Source organism: Shinella sp. S4-D37 (genome assembly GCF_040812195.1).
Taxonomy (GTDB): domain Bacteria; phylum Pseudomonadota; class Alphaproteobacteria; order Rhizobiales; family Rhizobiaceae; genus Shinella.
The window spans coordinates 337,689-355,645 of record NZ_JBFNXL010000005.1 but is presented as its reverse complement, the minus strand read 5'-3'; the positions used below and the strand labels follow the sequence as shown (position 1 = coordinate 355,645).

General features: G+C 67.1%; 16 protein-coding genes and 4 pseudogenes. 11 read left to right on the top strand and 9 right to left on the bottom strand.

The features are described 5' to 3' along the window. Nucleotides 1-112: 112 nt before the first annotated feature. On the top strand, nt 113-322 hold the full coding sequence (locus AB3G45_RS09205) for a molybdopterin-binding protein (RefSeq protein ID WP_367830255.1): 210 nt from the start codon (nt 113-115) through the stop codon (nt 320-322). Here the strand turns inward: AB3G45_RS09205 and tsaA are convergent. Together tsaA and AB3G45_RS09195 are read right to left on the bottom strand one after the other, a co-directional pair. Then, nucleotides 319-840 carry a tRNA (N6-threonylcarbamoyladenosine(37)-N6)-methyltransferase TrmO gene (gene tsaA, locus AB3G45_RS09200; protein ID WP_367830254.1) on the bottom strand — a complete coding sequence of 174 codons (522 nt, stop codon included), beginning with the start codon at nt 838-840 and terminating at the stop codon, nt 319-321. The two genes, AB3G45_RS09205 and tsaA, sit on opposite strands and share 4 nt — an antisense overlap. Before the next feature lie 101 nt (nt 841-941). Beyond that, nucleotides 942-1,395: pseudogene (locus AB3G45_RS09195) on the bottom strand (helix-turn-helix domain-containing protein); the annotation flags it as partial. Between the two features lie 169 nt (nt 1,396-1,564). Here AB3G45_RS09195 and AB3G45_RS09190 point away from each other — a divergent pair. The 4 genes and pseudogenes from AB3G45_RS09190 to AB3G45_RS09175 form a co-directional block, all read left to right on the top strand. Continuing rightward, nucleotides 1,565-2,508: pseudogene (locus AB3G45_RS09190) on the top strand (4-hydroxyphenylacetate 3-hydroxylase N-terminal domain-containing protein); the annotation flags it as partial. A gap of 15 nt (nt 2,509-2,523) precedes the next feature. Continuing rightward, nucleotides 2,524-3,154: pseudogene (locus AB3G45_RS09185) on the top strand (fumarylacetoacetate hydrolase family protein); the annotation flags it as partial. Nucleotides 3,155-3,156: 2 nt separating this feature from the next. Further along, nucleotides 3,157-3,960 (top strand): 2-oxo-hept-4-ene-1,7-dioate hydratase, encoded by an 804-nt coding sequence (gene hpaH / locus AB3G45_RS09180; protein ID WP_367830253.1) that lies wholly within the window; start codon nt 3,157-3,159, stop codon nt 3,958-3,960. Continuing rightward, nucleotides 3,957-4,226: pseudogene (locus tag AB3G45_RS09175) on the top strand (aldolase/citrate lyase family protein); the annotation flags it as partial. The gene hpaH and the pseudogene AB3G45_RS09175, both read left to right, overlap by 4 nt. A gap of 134 nt (nt 4,227-4,360) precedes the next feature. Here AB3G45_RS09175 and hpaR read toward each other — a convergent pair. Further along, nucleotides 4,361-4,852, bottom strand: coding sequence for a homoprotocatechuate degradation operon regulator HpaR (gene hpaR / locus AB3G45_RS09170; protein ID WP_367830252.1), 492 nt, complete (start codon nt 4,850-4,852; stop codon nt 4,361-4,363). A 134-nt stretch (nt 4,853-4,986) separates the two neighbouring features. Here hpaR and AB3G45_RS09165 point away from each other — a divergent pair, with 134 nt between their 5' ends. The 4 genes from AB3G45_RS09165 (at nt 4,987) to AB3G45_RS09150 (ending at nt 8,054) form a co-directional block, all read left to right on the top strand. After that, the gene (locus tag AB3G45_RS09165) at nt 4,987-5,700 is read left to right on the top strand and encodes a fumarylacetoacetate hydrolase family protein (RefSeq protein ID WP_367830251.1); all 714 of its coding nucleotides are present in this window, start codon (nt 4,987-4,989) and stop codon (nt 5,698-5,700) included. A gap of 165 nt (nt 5,701-5,865) precedes the next feature. Next, the gene (locus AB3G45_RS09160; protein ID WP_367830250.1) at nt 5,866-6,312 is read left to right on the top strand and encodes a pseudoazurin; all 447 of its coding nucleotides are present in this window, start codon (nt 5,866-5,868) and stop codon (nt 6,310-6,312) included. A 251-nt stretch (nt 6,313-6,563) separates the two neighbouring features. Then, nucleotides 6,564-7,157, top strand: coding sequence for an ankyrin repeat domain-containing protein (locus AB3G45_RS09155; protein ID WP_367833545.1), 594 nt, complete (start codon nt 6,564-6,566; stop codon nt 7,155-7,157). Between the two features lie 60 nt (nt 7,158-7,217). Next, nucleotides 7,218-8,054 carry a bifunctional allantoicase/(S)-ureidoglycine aminohydrolase gene (locus tag AB3G45_RS09150; RefSeq protein ID WP_367830249.1) on the top strand — a complete coding sequence of 279 codons (837 nt, stop codon included), beginning with the start codon at nt 7,218-7,220 and terminating at the stop codon, nt 8,052-8,054. Between the two features lie 53 nt (nt 8,055-8,107). Here AB3G45_RS09150 and AB3G45_RS09145 read toward each other — a convergent pair whose 3' ends face one another. After that, nucleotides 8,108-8,581: a hypothetical protein gene (locus AB3G45_RS09145; protein WP_367830248.1), complete on the bottom strand. Its 474-nt coding sequence runs from the start codon at nt 8,579-8,581 to the stop codon at nt 8,108-8,110. A 136-nt stretch (nt 8,582-8,717) separates the two neighbouring features. On the opposite strand from AB3G45_RS09145, the gene AB3G45_RS09140 reads away from it, so the two are divergent. Beyond that, nucleotides 8,718-9,581, top strand: coding sequence for a LysR family transcriptional regulator (locus AB3G45_RS09140; RefSeq protein WP_367830247.1), 864 nt, complete (start codon nt 8,718-8,720; stop codon nt 9,579-9,581). A gap of 106 nt (nt 9,582-9,687) precedes the next feature. Then, on the top strand, nt 9,688-12,207 hold the full coding sequence (gene treY / locus AB3G45_RS09135) for a malto-oligosyltrehalose synthase (protein ID WP_367830246.1): 2,520 nt from the start codon (nt 9,688-9,690) through the stop codon (nt 12,205-12,207). Between the two features lie 33 nt (nt 12,208-12,240). Here the strand turns inward: treY and AB3G45_RS09130 are convergent, their stop codons facing one another. From AB3G45_RS09130 to AB3G45_RS09110, 5 genes are all read right to left on the bottom strand, one after another. Further along, nucleotides 12,241-13,872, bottom strand: a complete 1,632-nt coding sequence (locus tag AB3G45_RS09130) for an FGGY-family carbohydrate kinase (protein ID WP_367830245.1) — start codon at nt 13,870-13,872, stop codon at nt 12,241-12,243. 65 nt (nt 13,873-13,937) lie between these two features. Continuing rightward, nucleotides 13,938-14,666 carry an SDR family oxidoreductase gene (locus tag AB3G45_RS09125; RefSeq protein WP_367830244.1) on the bottom strand — a complete coding sequence of 243 codons (729 nt, stop codon included), beginning with the start codon at nt 14,664-14,666 and terminating at the stop codon, nt 13,938-13,940. A gap of 26 nt (nt 14,667-14,692) precedes the next feature. After that, nucleotides 14,693-15,937, bottom strand: coding sequence for a sugar ABC transporter permease (locus AB3G45_RS09120; RefSeq protein ID WP_367830243.1), 1,245 nt, complete (start codon nt 15,935-15,937; stop codon nt 14,693-14,695). Continuing rightward, on the bottom strand, nt 15,934-16,752 hold the full coding sequence (locus AB3G45_RS09115; RefSeq protein WP_367830242.1) for an ATP-binding cassette domain-containing protein: 819 nt from the start codon (nt 16,750-16,752) through the stop codon (nt 15,934-15,936). The genes AB3G45_RS09120 and AB3G45_RS09115 overlap by 4 nt, the downstream gene beginning before the upstream one ends. Before the next feature lie 78 nt (nt 16,753-16,830). Next, nucleotides 16,831-17,877 (bottom strand): sugar ABC transporter substrate-binding protein, encoded by a 1,047-nt coding sequence (locus AB3G45_RS09110; RefSeq protein ID WP_367830241.1) that lies wholly within the window; start codon nt 17,875-17,877, stop codon nt 16,831-16,833. Between the last annotated feature and the right edge of the window lie 80 nt (nt 17,878-17,957).

Here is a 17,957-nt window from a genome sequence, read left to right as displayed (position 1 = left end):
ACGCGGACACTGCCACAGAAGAATTGTTCATTCAAATACGAATTGAAGAGCCGCAAGGCTTCCAATCCCACTCCACCCTCCTACCTTCCCTTCCAACCACAGGAGGAACCGCATGAAGCTCAGCGCACGCAACCGCCTCAAGGGCAAGGTCGTCGAAGTCGTCCTCGGTGCGACGACGGCCCATGTCCGCATCGATATCGGCGGCTCGATCATCACCGCCGCCATCACCAACGATGCCGTGAACGAACTCGGCCTCGCCGCCGGCCACGAGGCCTATGCGCTGATCAAGGCATCGGACGTGATGGTGGGTATCGACGACTAGTCGTCGATCTTCTTGCACATATGCACCGGCTCGGTCGCGAAATCGCCCTTCTGGGGCGGCGCGATCGGCTTGAACAGGCTGCGGTCCGGCTTCAGGTCGATCAGCGGCGTGCCGTCGAGGCAGTCGAGCCCGCGCACGAAGAGCCGGTTGCCCTCGATCTTCTCCAGGACGACGAGCGATGTGCCGATCGGGTTGGGGCGCACGGGCGAGCGCAGCGAGAAGGTGCCGTGCACCTCGCCGTTCGAGGCGGGGCTTTGCAACACGAGGTCGCGCCGCGACTGGTGCAGCCAGTAGAGCACCTCCAGCCGCTCGAAACGCTCCACCCCCTTCAGCGCCTGTCCCCAGGGCTCGAAGACTTCGATGGTGCAGACCGGCCCGTCGGGGCGCCCCTGACGCGGCGTTTCCATGCGCGATGTCCAGGGCGTCGAAATCCGGCCGATGAAGACGAGCTGCGCATCCGCGGCATCGGGTGGGGTGATGGCCACCTCGTTCTTGCGGATTTCATTCAACCGGACCATGCAACGCTCCATCGCTGTATTTGTTTGTATATGACGATAGCCGCTGGGCATCGCGAGGGAAAGAGGCTTGCAGGCGACAGATCGACACCTGGCACGACGTCTCAGCCGGCACCGGAGGCCTCGGCATTCTGCGCACGCCAGTCCGCCGGGGAGAGGCCGGACCGCTTGCGGAAGAAACGCGAGAAATAGGCGGGATCCTCGAAGCCGATCTCCCGGCCAATGTCCTCCACCGGGCGGATGGTGAAGCGCAGCAGGCGCTTGGCCTCCAGCAGGCGTCGCTCCAGTACCATGTCCTTCACCGTCTGGCCGAAGACCGTGCGCGCCGCCTTGTCGAGCAGGTGCGTCGTCGTCGCCAGCCGCTCGACATAGCGCCCGACCGGCCAGTCTTCCCGGTATGCCGGTCGATGGCGCGGCGCAACTCCAGCCCCAGCGCGACCACAGGCGCGACCGCCGCAAAGCCGCCGGCGCCGCCAAGCCGCGCCATCAGCGAGAGCACGGGCCGATCAGCCCGGCAAGCACCCGCTCGCTCTCCCCCGCTCCGCCGCGACTCCTCCATCAAGCCGACATCGAGCGTGCGGCTCGGTTCGCCATAGACGAAGAAGGCGGGAACATCCTTGCGCGGGGTCATGCCGGAAAAAGCACCAGCGAATTGCCGTGTTTGTCCATGGCGCTCCGGACGCTCCAGACTTAGCGTTTGTCAGGATTTTCAAGGAGGAAGATCACCATGCGCGCGGAAAACCATCGCAGCGACAAGACCTGGCCGTTCACCGGCGCCGAATATCTCGCAAGCCTGCGCGACGGGCGCGAGGTCTATATCAACGGCGAACGCATCGCCGACGTCACCAGCCATCCGGGCATGCGCAATTCGGCCCGCTCCGTCGCCCGCATGTACGATGCGCTGCACGACCCGAAGCGGAAAGAGCGCCTGACGGCGCCGACCGACACCGGTTCCGGCGGCTATACGCACAAATATTTCCGCGTCGCCCATTCCTCAGCCGATCTCGTTGCCCAGCAGGACGCCATCGCCGACTGGGCGCGCATGTCCTATGGCTGGATGGGCCGCACGGCCGATTACAAGGCGGCGCTGATGAACACGCTCGGCACGAATGCCGACTGGTACGGCCCAATGCGCTCTCCTGGCACAAGCGCGCGCAGGAAAGCGTGCTCTTTATGAACCATGCCATCGTCAACCCGCCGATCGACCGCCACAAGCCGGCCGATCCGGTGAAAGACGTCTTCGTTCACATCACGAAGGAGACGGATGCCGGGATCTATGTCTCGGGCGCCAAGGTCGTCGCCACCTCCTCGGCGCTGACGCACTACAACTTCCTCGCCCAGAGTTCGGCGACCGTCACCGAGGACCCGTCGCTGTCGGTCATGTTCATCCTGCCGATGAATGCGCCCGGCATGAAGATGTTCTGCCGCACCTCCTACGAACAGACGGCGGCACTTGCTGCCCATCCCTTCGACTACCCGCTCTCCTCGCGCTTCGACGAGAACGATGCGATCCTGGTGCTCGACAATGTCTTCGTGCCCTGGGAGGACGTGCTGGTGCTGCGCGATGCGGCAAAGATCCTGTCCTTCCACCCGGCCTCGGGCTTCATGCACGGCTATTGCTTCCAGGGCTGCACGCGCCTTGCGGTGAAGATGGACTTTCTCGCCGGGCTGAAGCCGGACCATGCGCTTTCGGAGATCACCTACGAGATCCCGATCCCCACGCCGGAGAAGATCATCTGCGTCGGCGTGAACTTTCCCGATCGAAACGAGGAATACAAGGACGGCCAGGCTGCCCCCGCCAATCCCTCGCTGTTCGTCCGCTTCCCGCGCTCTTTCACCGGCCACGACCGGCCGCCGGAAAGTCCGCAACTCGACTATGAGGGCGAGATCGTCATCGTCATCGGCAAGGGCGGGCGGCGGATTGCCGAAGCCGACGCGCTGAGCCACATCGCGGCGCTTTCGCTGTGCAACGAGGGCACGATCCGCGACTGGGTGCGCCATGCCAAGTTCAACGTCACCCGGGGCAAGAACTTCGACCGGACCGGCTCGATCGGCCCTGGCTCGTACCCTATGCAAACGAAAGCCAGCTCGCCGACATCAAGCTCGAAACCCGCGTCAACGGCGAAGTACGCCAGAGCGACTGCACCGGCCGCATGATCTTTCCCTTTCGCAGGATCATCGCCTATATCTCCACCTTCACGACGCTCGTGCCCGGCGCCGGCGCGCGTTTCGATCGCCGGTCTGGCTGAAGCCGGGCGACGTGGTCGAGGCCGAAGGCATCGGCACGCTCCGCAACACCATCGCCGACGAGGTCTGACCATGATGACGCCAGAGGAGATCCACACCGCCGCCGCAAGCCTCGACGAGGCCGAACGCACCCGCATCCAGACCGGCCTTCTCTCGCTGAAGCACCCCGCGATCACCATGGACGACGCCTATGCGATCCAGGGCGCCTGGGTGAAGAAGAAGATCGCCGACGGCCGGCGGGTGATCGGCTGGAAGATCGGCCTCACATCCAAGGCCATGCAATATGCGCTGAACATCGACATCCCGGATTCCGGCGTGCTGTTCGACGAAATGGTCTTCGAGGACGGCGCCACCGTTCCGGCCGGCCGCTTCATCCAGCCGCGCGTCGAGGCCGAAATCGCCTTCGTGATGAAGGCGCCGCTGAAGGGGCCGGGCGTCACCGTCTTCGACGTGCTGAACGCCACGGACTACGTCACCCCAGCGCTGGAAATCCTCGACACGCGCATCCTGCGCGTCGATCCAGAGACGAAGACGGCGCGCACCATCTTCGACACGATCTCCGACAATGCCGCCAATGCCGGCATCGTCACGGGCGGCCGCGCCGTGCGCCCCGACCGGATCGACATGCGCTGGATGGGCGCCATCGTCAGCCGCAATGCCGAGGTCGAGGAAACCGGCCTTGGCGCCGGCGTGCTCAACCAGCCGGAGCGCGGCGTCGCCTGGCTCGCCAATCGGCTGGCGCAGTACGGCGAGGGCATCGAGGCCGGCCAGATCGTGCTCGCCGGTTCGTTCATTCGGCCGGTGGAGGCCCGGCCCGGTGATACGATCGTCGGCGATTTCGGCCCCTACGGCACCGTCAGCCTGTTCTTCGCATAGGAAACGCCCATGCCCGCTCCGAAAACCGCTTCAAGCAGGCGCTCCGCGAAGGCCGCGCGCAGATCGGCCTCTGGCAAGCGCTCGCCAATCCCTACACGGTTGAGATCTGCGCCGAGGCGGGCAATGACTGGCTGCTGCTCGATGCCGAGCACGCGCCGAACGACGTGCCGCTGCTCGTCTCGCAGCTCCAGGCCATGAAGGGCACGGCAAGACACGCCGTCATCCGCCCGCCGGTCGGCGAGACCTGGATCGTCAAGCAATTGCTCGGCGCCACCTTCGTCGCCATCGGCAACGATGTGACGCTGCTGGCCAATGCCACGACGAAGCTCCTCGCCGATTTCAAGGCCGCAGAGCCCGCCAAGGCCCCGGCCGGCGCCAAGTCTACTGATCCGGAAAAGCCCTATTCCTTGCCGTCGAGCTTGAGGGTGGCGAGTTCCTCCAGCATGTCGAGCAGTTCTTCGACACGGCCTGCGCCGAAGCGGGCGTCGATATCCGCATAGACACGGCGGGAATCGGGCATGACCTCGTCGATGACCGCCTGACCGGCCGGCGCGAGCCGCAGCAGCACGCGACGGCCGTCCTCCTTGTCCTTGTGCCGGGTGATCAGGCCGCGCTCCTCCAGCGACCGCAGCATGCGCGTCAGGCTCGGCGCCAGGATGAAGGCCTTCTCCGCCACTTCCGTCGCATCGAGCGTGCCGGCTTCGAACAGGACGCGGATCACCCGCCATTGCTGCTCGGTCACGTCGTGATCGGCAAGGATCGGCCGGAAATGGCTCATCACCGCCTCGCGCGCCTTCAGGAGGCCGATGGCCAGCGACCGGCGCCGCTCGCGTGGCGGAGCATCCTTCGCTTCGACGGGCGGGGTCGCGCCGGCGGGGACATCGTTCGTCATCCTGCCTCTATTTGCGATTTTTCCGGCCTGCGCAATGCGCGGGAAGCGGTATGAGGCGAGATCGAAGATCGATTGCGGCTGTCTGGCATGCTAGCCTCGCCTGTGAAGCCAACCCAGCGAAAGTGCAACAGCCGATGACGCCTGAAACATCCCTGTCGGACACCCACCATGTGTTCCCGCCCGCCCCCGTTCCCGGCCTGCCGGTCCGGGGCAGCACCGCTGTCTTTCCGGTCCACCGCATCTATTGCGTCGGGCGCAACTTTGCCGACCACGCCATCGAGATGGGCCACGACCCCGACAAGGAGCCGCCGTTCTTCTTTCAGAAGAATCCCGACACGCTGGTGCTGCCGGGCAGCCCCTTCCCCTACCCCGCCGCCAGCCGCGACGTGCACCACGAGGTCGAGCTGGTCGTCGCGCTCCACGACGGCGGCACGGACATTCCCGTCGAGCGGGCGCTCTCCTGCGTCTACGGCTATGCCGTCGGTCTCGACATGACGCGCCGCGACCTGCAGGCGGAGGCGAAGAAACAGGGCCGGCCCTGGGAGGTCGCGAAGGCCTTCGAACATTCCGCCCCCTGCGGCCCGATCCACCCCGTCGCCGATATCGGCCATCCCGAGGAGGGTACGATCCGGCTTGCGGTCAACGGCGCGATCCGTCAGGACGGCAACCTCAACCAGATGATCTGGAAGGTGCCGGAAATGATCGCCTATCTCTCGCGCCTCTTCACGCTGAAGCCCGGAGACCTGATCTTCGCGGGCACGCCGGCCGGCGTCGGCGCGGTGGAACGGGGCGACACGATGCTGGCGCATATCGACGGGCTGGACGAGGTGCGCTTCACCGTCGCCTGAAAGCGAAGGACAGACGGGCTCTCCGACCCGGGGAGCCCGCGGAACCTGCGACAGGACGCCACGCACCATCACCTCGTTGTTTGATTAAAGTCAAAGAACGACGTCTCCGGCGGGTCTACTTCCTTGGTCATGAACGAGAGACGTTCGTCAGCAAGGAGAATTCCAGTGCGTACCATGGCAAAGAGCATCGTCGGCGCGGCAGCAGTCATTCTGGCGCTTGCGCTTCCGGCAGCAGCGGCAGATTTCGAAGTGCATATGCTGAACAAGGGCGCCGAGGGCGCCATGGTGTTCGAGCCCGCCTTCGTGAAGGTCGCCCCCGGCGATAGCATCACTTTCATCCCGACCGACAAGGGGCACAATGTCGAGACGATCAAGGGCATGATCCCCGAGGGCGCGGAAGCCTTCAAGAGCAAGATCAACGAGAACTTCAAGGTCACCTTCGACACGGCCGGCGCCTATGGCGTCAAGTGCACGCCGCATGTCGGCATGGGCATGGTGGGCGTCGTGGTCGTCGGCGATGCGCCGGCCAATCTCGATGCGGTCAAGACCGCCAAGCTGCCGAAGAAGGCACGCGAGCGCATGGACGCCGCCATCGTGGCGGCAGGCCTGTAATCCTCCTTCTTCGGGACGGGGCGGAACCCGGGGCGGAGCGATCCGCTCCGGGTTTTCCATGTCCGGCCGGCACCGATCATGTTCCATCTTCTGCATGATCTGGATTTACACATTTAATTTTCTAATGCCATCGCCCCCTGTTAACGTGCCGGCACGAACCAACGGGAACGCGCATGCTGAAACTCGCCCTGCTGTCGGCCTGGCTCTTCCTCGCGGCTCTCTGCCCTTCCCTTCTCGCCGCCGAAAACGCCATGGATATCCAACTGCACAAGGCCGCCGCCGCCGATGACGCCGCCGCCATCAAGACATTGCTCGCCAGCGGCGCCGACATCGATACGCGGGACGGGAGCGGCGCGACGCCGCTGCTCGTGGCAACGCACGACAACCGGGTGAACGCCGCCCGCGCGCTGATCGAGGCCGGCGCCGACGTCAATGCCAAGGATGCGATCAGCGACAGCCCCTATCTCTATGCCGGCGCACGCGGCCATCTCGATATCCTGAAACTGACGCTGGCCCACGGCGCCGACCTCGGGAGCGTCAACCGCTACGGCGGCACCGCCCTCATTCCCGCGGCCGAGCGCGGCCATGTCGAGACCGTCGCCACGCTGATCGAGGCCGGGGCCGATGTCGACCACGTCAACCGCCTCGGCTGGACGGCGCTGCTGGAGGCGATCATCCTCGGCGACGGCGGGCCGCGCCATGTCGAGATCGTCGCGCTGCTGATCGCCGGCGGCACCCATGTCGAGCTTGCCGACAATGACGGCGTCAGCCCGCTCCGGCATGCCCGCGACCGCGGTTACGGCGCAATCGCCGCGCTTTTGGAAAAGGCCGGCGCGAAAAGATAGGCGGGCGCCGAACGTCCCGCAGATGAACATCGCAAACACCAAACCGAAGGGCCCGAGACGATGCAACGAAGCTACTATTCCTCCCTCGGCGGCCATCCGCCGCAGAGCGACCTCCTGACCGGCCGCGCCGTCTTCACCGAGGCCTATGCGGTGATCCCCAAGGGGGTGATGCAGGACATCGTCACCAGCTTCCTGCCCTTCTGGGACGACACGCGCTGCTGGGTCATCGCCCGCCCGCTTTCCGGTTTTGCCGAGACCTTCTCGCAATATGTCATGGAAGTGGCACCGGGCGGCGGCAGCGACCGGCCGGAACAGGATCCGGAGGCGGAAGGCGTGCTCTTCGTCGTCGACGGCGAGGTGGAACTGACGCTGCCGACCGGCACGCACAGGCTGCAGCCGGGCGGCTATGCTTTCCTGCCCCCGGCCCTGAAATGGTCGCTGCGCAACCGCTCGGGCGCCCATGCCCGCTTCCACTGGATCCGCAAGGCCTACGAGGCCGTCGACGGCCTTGCCCATCCCGAGCCGCTGATCCTCAACGAGAAGGACATCACCCCGAACGCGATGCCCGGCACGAACGGCGGCTGGGCGACGACGCGCTTCGTCGATCCGAACGATCTGCGCCACGACATGCACGTGACGATCGTCACGCTGATGCCCGGCGCCGTCATTCCCTTCGCGGAGACCCATGTCATGGAGCATGGCCTCTATGTGCTGCAGGGCAAGGCCGTCTACCGCCTGAACCAGGATTGGGTGGAGGTGGAGGCCGGCGACTTCATGTGGCTGCGCGCCTTCTGCCCGCAGGCCTGCTACGCCGGCGGCCCCGGTCCGTTCCGCTACCTGCTCTACAAGGACGTGAACCGCCACATGAACCTGCGCCCCTTTGGCGCCCGCCGCTAAGCCGGGGATTTATCGACCGAAACCCGCGCCCATCGGGCACGGGTTTCTTGCGTTCATCGGGCAGGGGCCATCGCCGCCGGATAAAGCTGCGGGTCGAAGCGCAGATAGAGCAGCGCCGTCGCGAGCACGCAGCCGAGATGCAGCGCCCAGCCCGCCGCAAAGCCGCCGGTCCAGTCGTGCAGCAGCGCCATCGCATAGGAGCCGAGCGCGGCGATGAGGAAACCGCCGCCCTGCATCAGCGCGGCCAGCGCCCCGGCCTGCTCGGGCCGCGGCAGGTGGTCGAGCGCCGTGACGATCGCAAGCGCGAAGCTGCCGCCGAGGCCTGCGCCGCACAGCCCGGCCCAAACGGCCGGCGGCCGGCCAGGAAGGGTCGCAAGGCCGAAGAAGCCGACGGCCTGGAGGAGGATCGTCAGCCAGAGCCAGCGGCGGCGCTCGTCCAGCCCTGTGCCTGAGGGCCGGAGATTGAGGCCGATCAGCACCACCAGTGCAAGCATTGCCCAATTGCGGCCGGAACGCGTATCCGTCATGGTTCGACTTTCGTGCTGAAAAGACATGATCGGGCCAAGGCGCAGCGCCGATCCTGACCTATCGCTATCACCGGCTTGAATCATGCGTAAATTAGATGTTTAGATAACTGTCATTCCGATTTCCGATGGAGGCCCCGTGCTCGATCCGCGCCTGCTCCGGGCCTTCGTGGCGATCGCCGATGCCGGCAGCTTCACCGCCGCGGCCGACCGGCTGCACATGACCCAGTCCACGATGAGCCAGCAGATCGCCCGCCTCGAGGAGGCGATCGGCCGGGAGCTGGTCGACCGTGCCGCGCGGCCCGTGCGCCTGACGGTGACCGGCGAGCGCCTGCTCGGCCATGCCCGGCGGATCCTCGCGCTGCAGAACGAGGCACTGACGCTGGTCGCGGAGACCTCCGGCACCACCTCGGTGCGCATCGGCATGCCCGACGATATCGCGACACCCGAAATGGCCCATGCCTTTGCCGCCTTCGCAAGGCGCCACAAGGAGGCGCGCCTCGACGTCACCACGGGCCTGCGCGCCGACCTGACGCGGCGCTACCGCTCCGGCGAACTCGATATCGTCGTGCTCAAGGAGGACACGCCGAGCGCCGACAGCTGGGCGAGCTTCGAGGAGCCGATCGCCTGGTTCACCGCGCTCGATGCGCCGGCGGAGCTGCCCGACCCCGTGCCACTCGTCACCTTTCCGCCCGGCGGCCTCTATCGCGACGCCATGTTCGAACGGCTGGAGCGCGAACGGCGGCGCTGGTACGTCGCCTTCACTTCCGCCAGCCTGCGCAACGTGCTCATGGCGATCGAGGCCGGCCTCGGCCTCTCCATGCTGCCCGTCGATGCGGCGAAGGCGTGGCGGGTGAAGCGCTTTGCCGACTTCCCGCCAGAGCCGCCGGTCGTCGCCTCGCTCTATTCGTGGGAGCAGAGCGGCATCGTCGGCGAACTTGCAAGCGAGGTGCGCGACATCCTCAAGCGGCATTTTGCGCGCGAAGGGCACCCGCTGGGGTAGCATCCGCGGCGCTTCCGCCGCCTCGAAACGCCGTCGAAAATCGCGTTGGAACAAGTAGGGAGGATTTGCGTTTTCTGGCCGAGAAAACGCACACGCCCAGGACCCCATGACCCGCCCTTCCTCAATCTATCGTCTTTCGTTCCGCAATGGCATGGACTTCGGGAGAGCACGAAAACTGGTGCCCTATCTCCAGCACCTCGGCATCAGCCATCTCCACGCCTCCCCGGTGATGGCGGCCGTGAAGGGCTCCTCGCATGGCCGCGATGTCATCGATCCGACCGTCGTCGATCCCGTCCTCGGCGGCCTCGACGGCTTGCGCCGGCTTGCCGGCGATCTCAAGGCGAACGGTCTCGGCCTCATCCTCGATATCGTGCCGAACCATGTCGCCGCGAGCCTCGAAAATCCCTGGTGGCACAGTGTCCTCACCTGGGGCGCGGAAAGTCCGTTTTCCGGGCATTTCGATATCGACTGGTCGGAGAAGCTGGCCTTGCCCGTTCTCGACAGGGATTTCGCGGCGGAAGCCGCCGAAGGCGGGATCCGCCTCGCGCTGGACCCGGAACGGGACGTCCTGGCGCTGTGCCATCGCGGCGCTTTCTATCCCCTGCATCCCGAGACGTGCCGGCAGGCCCTCGAAACGCATGAGGACCTCCTGGTGATCACTGCCCCCGCCACGGCTTTCGAGGGCGCGCCCGGCTCTGGCGGCCCGCTCGCCCGCATGGACGAGCAGGAGATCGTCGCAAGGATGTTGGCCGAGATCTCGCGTGACCCGCGACGGATCGCGGCCATCCACGAGGCGCAGCCATGGCGGCTGGTGGAACGAAAGGCGGGGCGCCCGCCGGCCGGCTACCGGCGCCTTGCCGGCTCCGCCGACCTCGTCGGGCTGCGCCTCGACGATGCCAGGGTGTTCGACGACAGCCACCGGCTGATCGTGGACCTTGTGCGCGAGGGCACGGTGGACGGGCTGGCCATCCTCAACATCGACGGGTTCGCCGATCCGCACGCCTATCTGGAACGGCTGCGCGCTGCCGTCGGCCCCGCCTATCTGATCGTCGACAAGCGGCTTTCGGGCGGCGAGCGGCTGGCGGCGGATTGGCCGGTCCATGGCACGACGGGCGGCGAGATCGTCGATGCCCTTGCCGGCATGCTGGCCGGCGGCGGCCCGCGGGCGGAAACGATGCGGGAAGCCTGCAAGCGGCACATCCTCATGACGGAGCTCGAAAGCGAGACCGCACAACTGACCCTTTTGGCCAAGGCCATCGCCGACCGGTCCGACGCCGACCTCTCCCGCAGTTCGCTCACCGAGGCGATCCGCGCCATGATCGTCGCCCTGCCCGTCGCACGGACCTATGCGACGGCCGTCCATATCAGCGAGCACGATCGGGCGCTCATCGCGACGGCCCGGCAGCACGCGCAGGAGGGCAACCGGCCGGAGGTCCGCGAGGCGATCGATTTCGTCTGGGAACTGCTGGCCGACGACAGGGTCGCGCGCACCCTTGCCGGCTGCGCAGAATTCCGCGTCCGTTTCCAGCAATTGAGCGGCTGCGTCGCGGCCAGGGTGCCGGACGACGCTCTTCTGCCCCACGACGCGGAGCCCAGCCTGCCGGACGGCCCCGCGACGTTTCACGCGTCGATGCGGGCGCGGGCGGAAGCCATGCCGCACGGCCTGTCGGCGATAGCCCCGTTCGGCGCGGCCTGCGGCGGCGATACCAGGGCCCGGCTCCATGCCCTCGCCGAAGCGCCGGACCTCTGGCACAGCGCGACGGGGCGCTGGTCCGCCCTCAGCGCCGGAATGATCGGCGACATGCCCGGCCGGATCGCACCGCAGCCCGGTATAGAGCCGCTGCTTTACAACGCCATCGCCGCCATCTGGCCGATCGCAGGCCTTCAGGACAGCGCGGCGATCCGGTCCCTTGCTGCCGACCTCAAGGTGCTCATCGGGCGCGAAGGCTGGACCGGCGCCTGCTGCGACGCTCCGGACACCGGCCCGACGCCGGCCCTTGCCGGCGTCATCGAGGCCCTGTTCGGCAACGACGCCTTCCTGCGCGACCTCGACGAGACGCTGCCGCCCTTCATCGATGCCGGCCTGATGAACGCCCTTGCGCAAACGCTGATCAAGCTGACTATGCCGGGCGTTCCGAACATCCGGCAGGGCAGCGAACACGGGGACTTCTTCCTCAGGCGGGCGGGTCGCCGTGGGGTCATGCCGCCCTCCCGCGTCCGGCCGGAAAAGCCGCCCGCGACACGCGCCGGTTTCGCCTCCTACAAGCAATGGATGGTGGCGACCGTCCTTGCCACGCGGGCGAAGGACCTGGACGGGCCCTTTGCCGGCCCCTATCTTCCGCTCGGCGTTTCGGACGGCGGCGCACAGGCCCTCGCCTTCCTGCGCGGCGCACCGCAAGCCTTCGCCATCACCGTGGCGCCGCGTCACACCTTCGGCAAGACGCAGCCCGGCGCCCTGCAGCTGACGGAGGACGCCATGCGCGGCGTTTCCATCACGATTCCCGATCGCTTCCACGGACGCACGGTGCGGTCGGTGCTCGACGACCGCCGCCTGGTGCTCGCCGGCGACATGCCGCTGACCGAGGCCCTTGCGGGCGAGCCCGTCGCGCTCTTCACCAGCGCATAGGCGCGCTGGCGCCGCGGTTCGGGAGAGGCGGAGCTACCGTATCTCCCGGGCCAAGGTTTGCAGCCGCGTGAAGGCATCGTAGCGCCGGGCATGCAGGGCGGCGATATCGGCGCCGGCCGGCTGGTAGGCGCGGTCGGTCGCCGAAAGGGCCGCCATCGCCGCACGCATATCCGGGAAGGCGCCGGCGGCAACGCTGCCGAGGATGGCGGCGCCGAGCAGCACCGGCTCCTCCGCCCGCGTCGCGATGAGGGTCTTGCCGGTCGCATCGCAAAGGAGCTGGCGGACCAGGTCGAGCTGGCCCGCACCGCCGCTGATGACGATCCTGTCGATCGGCGCACCGGCGGCCGCCTGCGCATCGATGATCTGGCGCAGACCGTAGCCGATGCCGCAGAGCCCGGCGACATAGAGCGACACGAGATCGGCAAGATCGCGCTCCATGCCGAGGCCGACGATCGCCGCACGCGCATGTGGATCGGCGAAGGGCGCGCGGTTGCCGAGGAATTCCGGCACGACATGCAGGCCCTCCGCCAGCCGCGCGACGGCCGAAAGCGTCGGCGCCTTCTCCACGGCGAGCCCCGCCAGGAACACGGGCAGGGAAAGGCCCTTCGCCTTCGCCAGCGCCGCGGCCTCGCCGGCCGCCGGATGGAAGGACAGAAGCTGCTCGATGGCCGCGCCAGCCGCCGACTGTCCCCCTTCGTTCAGCCACATGCCAGGCACCATGGCGGAATAATACGGCCCCCAGACGCCCGGCACGAAGACCGGTTCGCGGGTCGAGGTCATGGTGCAGGAAGATGTGCCGAAGACATAGCCGAGATTGCTCTCCGGCGGGCCGTCGACCCCCACCGTGCCGATACCGCCCGCATGGGCATCGATCATGCCGGCGCCGACCGGCGTTCCAGCGACAAGGCCGAGTTCCGCCGCCGCGCGCGCCGTCAGGCCGCCGCCGAGCGGCGTGCCCGGCTCGACGACACGCCGGCCGATGCGGGCGAAATCCTCGTCCGCGAGCACGCCGAGGCCGATGGCGCGGAAATAGCCCGGATCCCAGCGCTTCTCATGCGCGAGATAGGTCCATTTGCAGGTGACGGTGCAGGTGGAGCGGGCAAGGTCGTCCGTCGCCCGCCAGGTCAGGAAGTCCGCAAGATCGAAGAACTGCCAGGCGGCGTCGAAAACCTGCGGGCGGTTCTCCTTGAGCCAGAGCAGTTTGGGCGTCTCCATCTCCGGCGAGATGATGCCGCCGACATAGCGCAGCACGTCGTGGCCCATGGCGTTGATGCGCTCGACCTGGTCGACCGAACGGTGATCCATCCACACGATGATGTCGCGCTCGGGATCCTCCGAAGGACCGACGGGCAGCGGCTTGCCCCCTTCCCCGAGCACGACGAGGGAGCAGGTCGCGTCGAAGCCGAGGCTTGCGACCTGCTCGGGCGCGACGCGCGCATCGGCGACGGCTTCGCGCACCGAGGCGCAGACGGCGGCCCAGATTTGCGTGCTCGACTGCTCGACCATCGCGCCCGGGCCGCGGAACAGCGCGATGTCGCGCTTGCCCGAGGCCAGCATGCGGCCGGTCATGTCGAAGAGGCCGGCTCGGGCGCTTCCCGTGCCGACATCGACGCCGACGAGGTAGCGTTCGCCGCCCGCGGGGCGTGCGGAGGAAGGAGTGCTCATGGGTCTACCGCCTGCAATCGGAACGTTCTTCGGGCAGGCGGCCTCATGCCGCCCGCGGGCTTTCTTCAGAGATCGACGCTGTTCGGCAGGATCACCAGGTCGCGGATCGTGACGTTGCGCGGCCGGGTCAACATGAAGAGCACGGCGTCGGCCACTTCCTTGGGCTGCATCAGGCTGCCGTTCGCAAGGGCCTCGTCCATCTTCTCCTTCGGCCAGTCGTCGAGCAGCGCGGTGACGACCGGGCCGGGCAGCACCGCGCCGACGCGCACACCATGCTGCGCCACCTGCCGGCGCGTCGAATGCACGAAGGCCTGCACGGCGAATTTCGAGGCCGTGTAGATCGGCTCCCAGACGACGGGCACCACGCCGGCGATCGACGAGGTGAAGAGGATGTCGCCCGTCTTCTTCCCGATCATGTAGGGCAGAACCGCATGGACCGAGCGGAAGGCGGCGTTGATGTTGAGGTTCAGCATGCGGTCCCAGGCATCGGGATCGCCTTCCGCCACCGGCCCGCCGATATAGGCGCCGGCATTGGCGTGGAAGACGTCCAGCCCGCCGGCGATCTCGAGGATGCGCGGCAGCATGCCGGAGACGTCCTGCGGGTTGAGGAGGTCGACGACGAGCGGCAGGGCGGTGGGGCCAAGCTCGTCGCAAAGCTGTTCCAGCCTGTCCTTCGCCCGGTCGACGAGCACCACCTTCGCCCCTTCGGCAAGGAGGGTCCTGGCGCATTCGAGGCCGATGCCGGAGGCGGCACCGGTGATGGCAGCGATCTTGCCCTTCATGAGGTCGGCCATGGTCTAAAACTCCATTCCAGTATTCTTTAGGCGCGGCCGTGGCTGACGCGCGAGCGTCGGGCGAGCGAATCGACGATGACGGCGATGGCAAGGACCGCCCCGGTGATCATGTAGCGCAGCGACGACGACAGGTTGAGCAGCGTCAGGCCGTTCGAGATCGCCTGGATGACGATGATGCCGAGGAGGGCCGAATAGGCGCTGCCCCGCCCGCCGAAGAGGCTCGTGCCGCCGATGACCGCCGCAGCGATGGCGTTGAGGTTGACGTCGCCCGTGCCGGCCTGCTGGCTCGACGAGGCGAGGCGCGAGGCCGAGAGGATGCCGCCGAGCGCCGCCAGCGTCGAGCAGAGCATGAAGGCGCTCATGTAGATGCGGCGCACATTGATGCCCGAGCGGCGCGCCGCCTCCTTGTTGCCGCCGACGGCGAACATGGAGCGGCCCCATTTCGTGCGCGTCAGCGCATAGTTGAGGACGACGGCGAGCGCGACGAAGAGGGCGAACATCCAGGGAAGGCCGCGGCCGAGATTGAGGTAGAAGACGGCGACTTCCAGCGCGGCCGTCAGCACCACGGCCTTCAGGATCAGCGCCCGCATCGGCTGGGCCGAGAGATTGGCGGCAATGCGCTGGGTGCGGGTGCGAAGCCCCCGGCCGATCATCACGAGGCCCGGCATGAGCGCCAGCGCATAGGACAGCCAGTCGGGCATGATGAGGATCTGGCCGAAGCGCACCAGCGAGGAGGCGTAGGGCAGGTTGATCGAGCCGGTCGGGCCGAGGATGTAGAGTTGCAGGCCGAGCAGCGCGAGAAGACCGGCAAGCGTGGCGACGAAGCTCGGCATGCCCAGGCGATTGTAGAGCATCGCATAGAGGAGGCCCACGCCCGCGCCCACCACGAGGGCGGCAAGAATGGCGCCGACGATCGGCCAGCCCTGGTTGACCCAGAGCACGCCGACCATGGCGGAGGCGAGGCCGCTCATCGAACCGACGGAAAGGTCGATCTCGCCGAGCACCAGCACGCAGACGATGCCGAGCGAGATGACGCCGACCGTGGCGCAGTCGAACAGGAGGTTCACGAGGTTGTTCGGCGCGAGGAAGATCGGGTTCAGCGCGGAAAAGACGACGGAGATGACGACGAGGCCGACGGCGACCGGCAGCATGCCGAGGTCGCCGGAGCGCACCCGGTCGATGAAGCCGCGGGCCATGGCGGAAAGGCTGTCGTCGTGGCGCACGCGCTCGTCGCTGCGGTCCAGCATCGGCTGGGAAGGATTCTGGCTCATGCGGCGCCCCCGTGGTTTTCCTGGACGTGAGACTTGCGCTCGGCGCGGCGCGAGACGGAATTGTCCGTCGCGCCGGTAATGGCGGAAACGAGTTCCTGGTTGGACGAGTCGGGCGTGAAGACGCCGTTGTTGCGCCCGAGGCGGAGCACGACGATGCGGTCGGCGACGGCGCGCACGTCCTCCATGTTGTGGCTGATGATGATGACGCCCAAGCCGCGGTCGCGCACGCGCTCGATGAGGTTCAGCACCTCCGCCGTCTGCGCGACGCCGAGGGCGGCGGTCGGCTCGTCCAGCATGATGAGTTTCGGGTTGAGCAGCAGCGAGCGGGCGATGGCGACCGTCTGGCGCTGGCCGCCGGACAGCGAGGCGATCGGCTCGCGCACCGAAGGAATGCGCGCGGCAAGCTCGCGCAGCAGCGTCCACGCCCGCACCTCCATGGCCACTTCGTCGAGCGCCCAGGGCGACATCTCGTGGCCGAGGAAGAGATTGGCGACGACGTCGAGGTTTTCGCAGAGCGCAAGATCCTGGAACACGGTGGCGATGCCGAGGTCCAGCGCCCTGGCCGGGCTGTCGAGCGTCACCTGCTGGCCGCAGAACTCGACCGTGCCCGAGGACGGCTGGTGCACGCCGGCGAGCACCTTGACCAACGTCGACTTGCCGGCGCCGTTGTCGCCGACCAGCGCGACGACCTCGCCGGCCTTCACCTCAAGCTCGATATCCGTCAATGCGGAGACGGCCCCGAAATTCTTCGACACGCCGCGAAGACGCAGCACCGGTTCTCCCTTGGCGGGAGTATTTTGAAGTATGGCTGTCATGGCCCCGAACCTTCGGACTGACCTTTCGGCGGATAGGAATGTCCGGCCGCGCTTGCGGCCGGACACGACTGGCGTCGCTTACTGGATGATGCCCAGTTTGCGGCAACCTTCAACATATTCGCCGGTGCAGACCTCTTCCGGCTTGTTGATGCCCTTGTCGAAGATCTCGGCCTTGATGTTCTCGGCCGTCACGACCGCCGGGACGAAGAGCTGCGAGGGCGTCTCGTAGAGCTTGTGGGTGGCTTCCGGCGTCTCGCCCTTCAGGAGCTGGACGGCAACGTTCGCCGCCGCGGCAGCGACGATTTCCGAGGGCTTGGAGATCGTGTTGTACTGGTCGCCCGAGATGATGAGCTGCAGCGCCGCGATGGTCGCGTCGTTGCCGGTCACCGGCGGCATCTCCTTGACGCCGGCCGCCTTCAGCGCCGCGATCGCGCCGCCGCCCGTACCGTCGTTCGCCGCGACGATGCCCTTGATCTCGTCGCCGAAGCGGGTGATCTGGCCGGCCGCCCATTCCTGTGCCTTCGGCGGCGCCCAGTCCGGCGTGTCGAACTCGGCGAGCGTCTTGTAGGGCGAGGCGTCGAGGGCGGAATCGATACCGTCGCGGATGAGGCCGGCGGCAGCGTCGGTCGGCGAGCCGTTGATCTGCAGCACGCCCGCGCCGTCCGGAACGCCCTTGGCCTTCAGGTGATCGACCAGCGACTGCGCGATGGCCTTGCCGATGCCCTGGTTGTCGAAGGAGACGTAGTAGTCGGCCGGCTTGGCGGGGATCGGACGGTCATAGGCGATGACCTTGACGTCCTGCGACTGGGCGATCTCGACGAGCGCGGCGGCGGCGGCCGAATCGACCGGATCGAGCACGACGACCTTGGCGCCCTGCGCGATGACGGAGTTGAACTGCTGCTGCTGGAGCGCGACGTCGGCATTGGCGTTCTGGTAGATCACCGTGCAGCTCGGGCACAGTTTCTCCATCTCGGCCTTGAAGCCGGGATAGTCGTGCTGCTCGTAACGGGTCGAAGCCTGGTCGGGCATCAGGAAGGCGACGGTCGCCCCTTCCTGGGCGAAGGCGGCACTGGCGAGCGACAGGACGAGGCCGGTCGAGGCGAGCAGATGGGTAAGCGTCTTCATTGGGTTCCTCCACGGTTGGTTTTCGCCGGTTCCCTCAAGCCTCCAAGGGCGACAGGATCGACGGCTCCGCGCATCGAAAC

Excerpts from the sequence above, each read along its gene's own strand:
- AB3G45_RS09155 (WP_367833545.1), top strand. The coding sequence starts at position 6,564 with ATGGATATCCAACTGCACAAGGCCGCCGCCGCCGATGACGCCGCCGCC.
- treY (WP_367830246.1), top strand. The coding sequence starts at position 9,688 with ATGACCCGCCCTTCCTCAATCTATCGTCTTTCGTTCCGCAATGGCATG.
- hpaH (WP_367830253.1), top strand. The coding sequence starts at position 3,157 with ATGATGACGCCAGAGGAGATCCACACCGCCGCCGCAAGCCTCGACGAG.
- AB3G45_RS09145 (WP_367830248.1), bottom strand. The coding sequence starts at position 8,581 with ATGACGGATACGCGTTCCGGCCGCAATTGGGCAATGCTTGCACTGGTG.
- AB3G45_RS09165 (WP_367830251.1), top strand. The coding sequence starts at position 4,987 with ATGACGCCTGAAACATCCCTGTCGGACACCCACCATGTGTTCCCGCCC.
- AB3G45_RS09125 (WP_367830244.1), bottom strand. The coding sequence starts at position 14,666 with ATGGCCGACCTCATGAAGGGCAAGATCGCTGCCATCACCGGTGCCGCC.
- AB3G45_RS09120 (WP_367830243.1), bottom strand. The coding sequence starts at position 15,937 with ATGAGCCAGAATCCTTCCCAGCCGATGCTGGACCGCAGCGACGAGCGC.
- hpaR (WP_367830252.1), bottom strand. The coding sequence starts at position 4,852 with ATGACGAACGATGTCCCCGCCGGCGCGACCCCGCCCGTCGAAGCGAAG.
- AB3G45_RS09130 (WP_367830245.1), bottom strand. The coding sequence starts at position 13,872 with ATGAGCACTCCTTCCTCCGCACGCCCCGCGGGCGGCGAACGCTACCTC.
- AB3G45_RS09205 (WP_367830255.1), top strand. The coding sequence starts at position 113 with ATGAAGCTCAGCGCACGCAACCGCCTCAAGGGCAAGGTCGTCGAAGTC.
- AB3G45_RS09150 (WP_367830249.1), top strand. The coding sequence starts at position 7,218 with ATGCAACGAAGCTACTATTCCTCCCTCGGCGGCCATCCGCCGCAGAGC.
- AB3G45_RS09110 (WP_367830241.1), bottom strand. The coding sequence starts at position 17,877 with ATGAAGACGCTTACCCATCTGCTCGCCTCGACCGGCCTCGTCCTGTCG.
- tsaA (WP_367830254.1), bottom strand. The coding sequence starts at position 840 with ATGGTCCGGTTGAATGAAATCCGCAAGAACGAGGTGGCCATCACCCCA.
- AB3G45_RS09115 (WP_367830242.1), bottom strand. The coding sequence starts at position 16,752 with ATGACAGCCATACTTCAAAATACTCCCGCCAAGGGAGAACCGGTGCTG.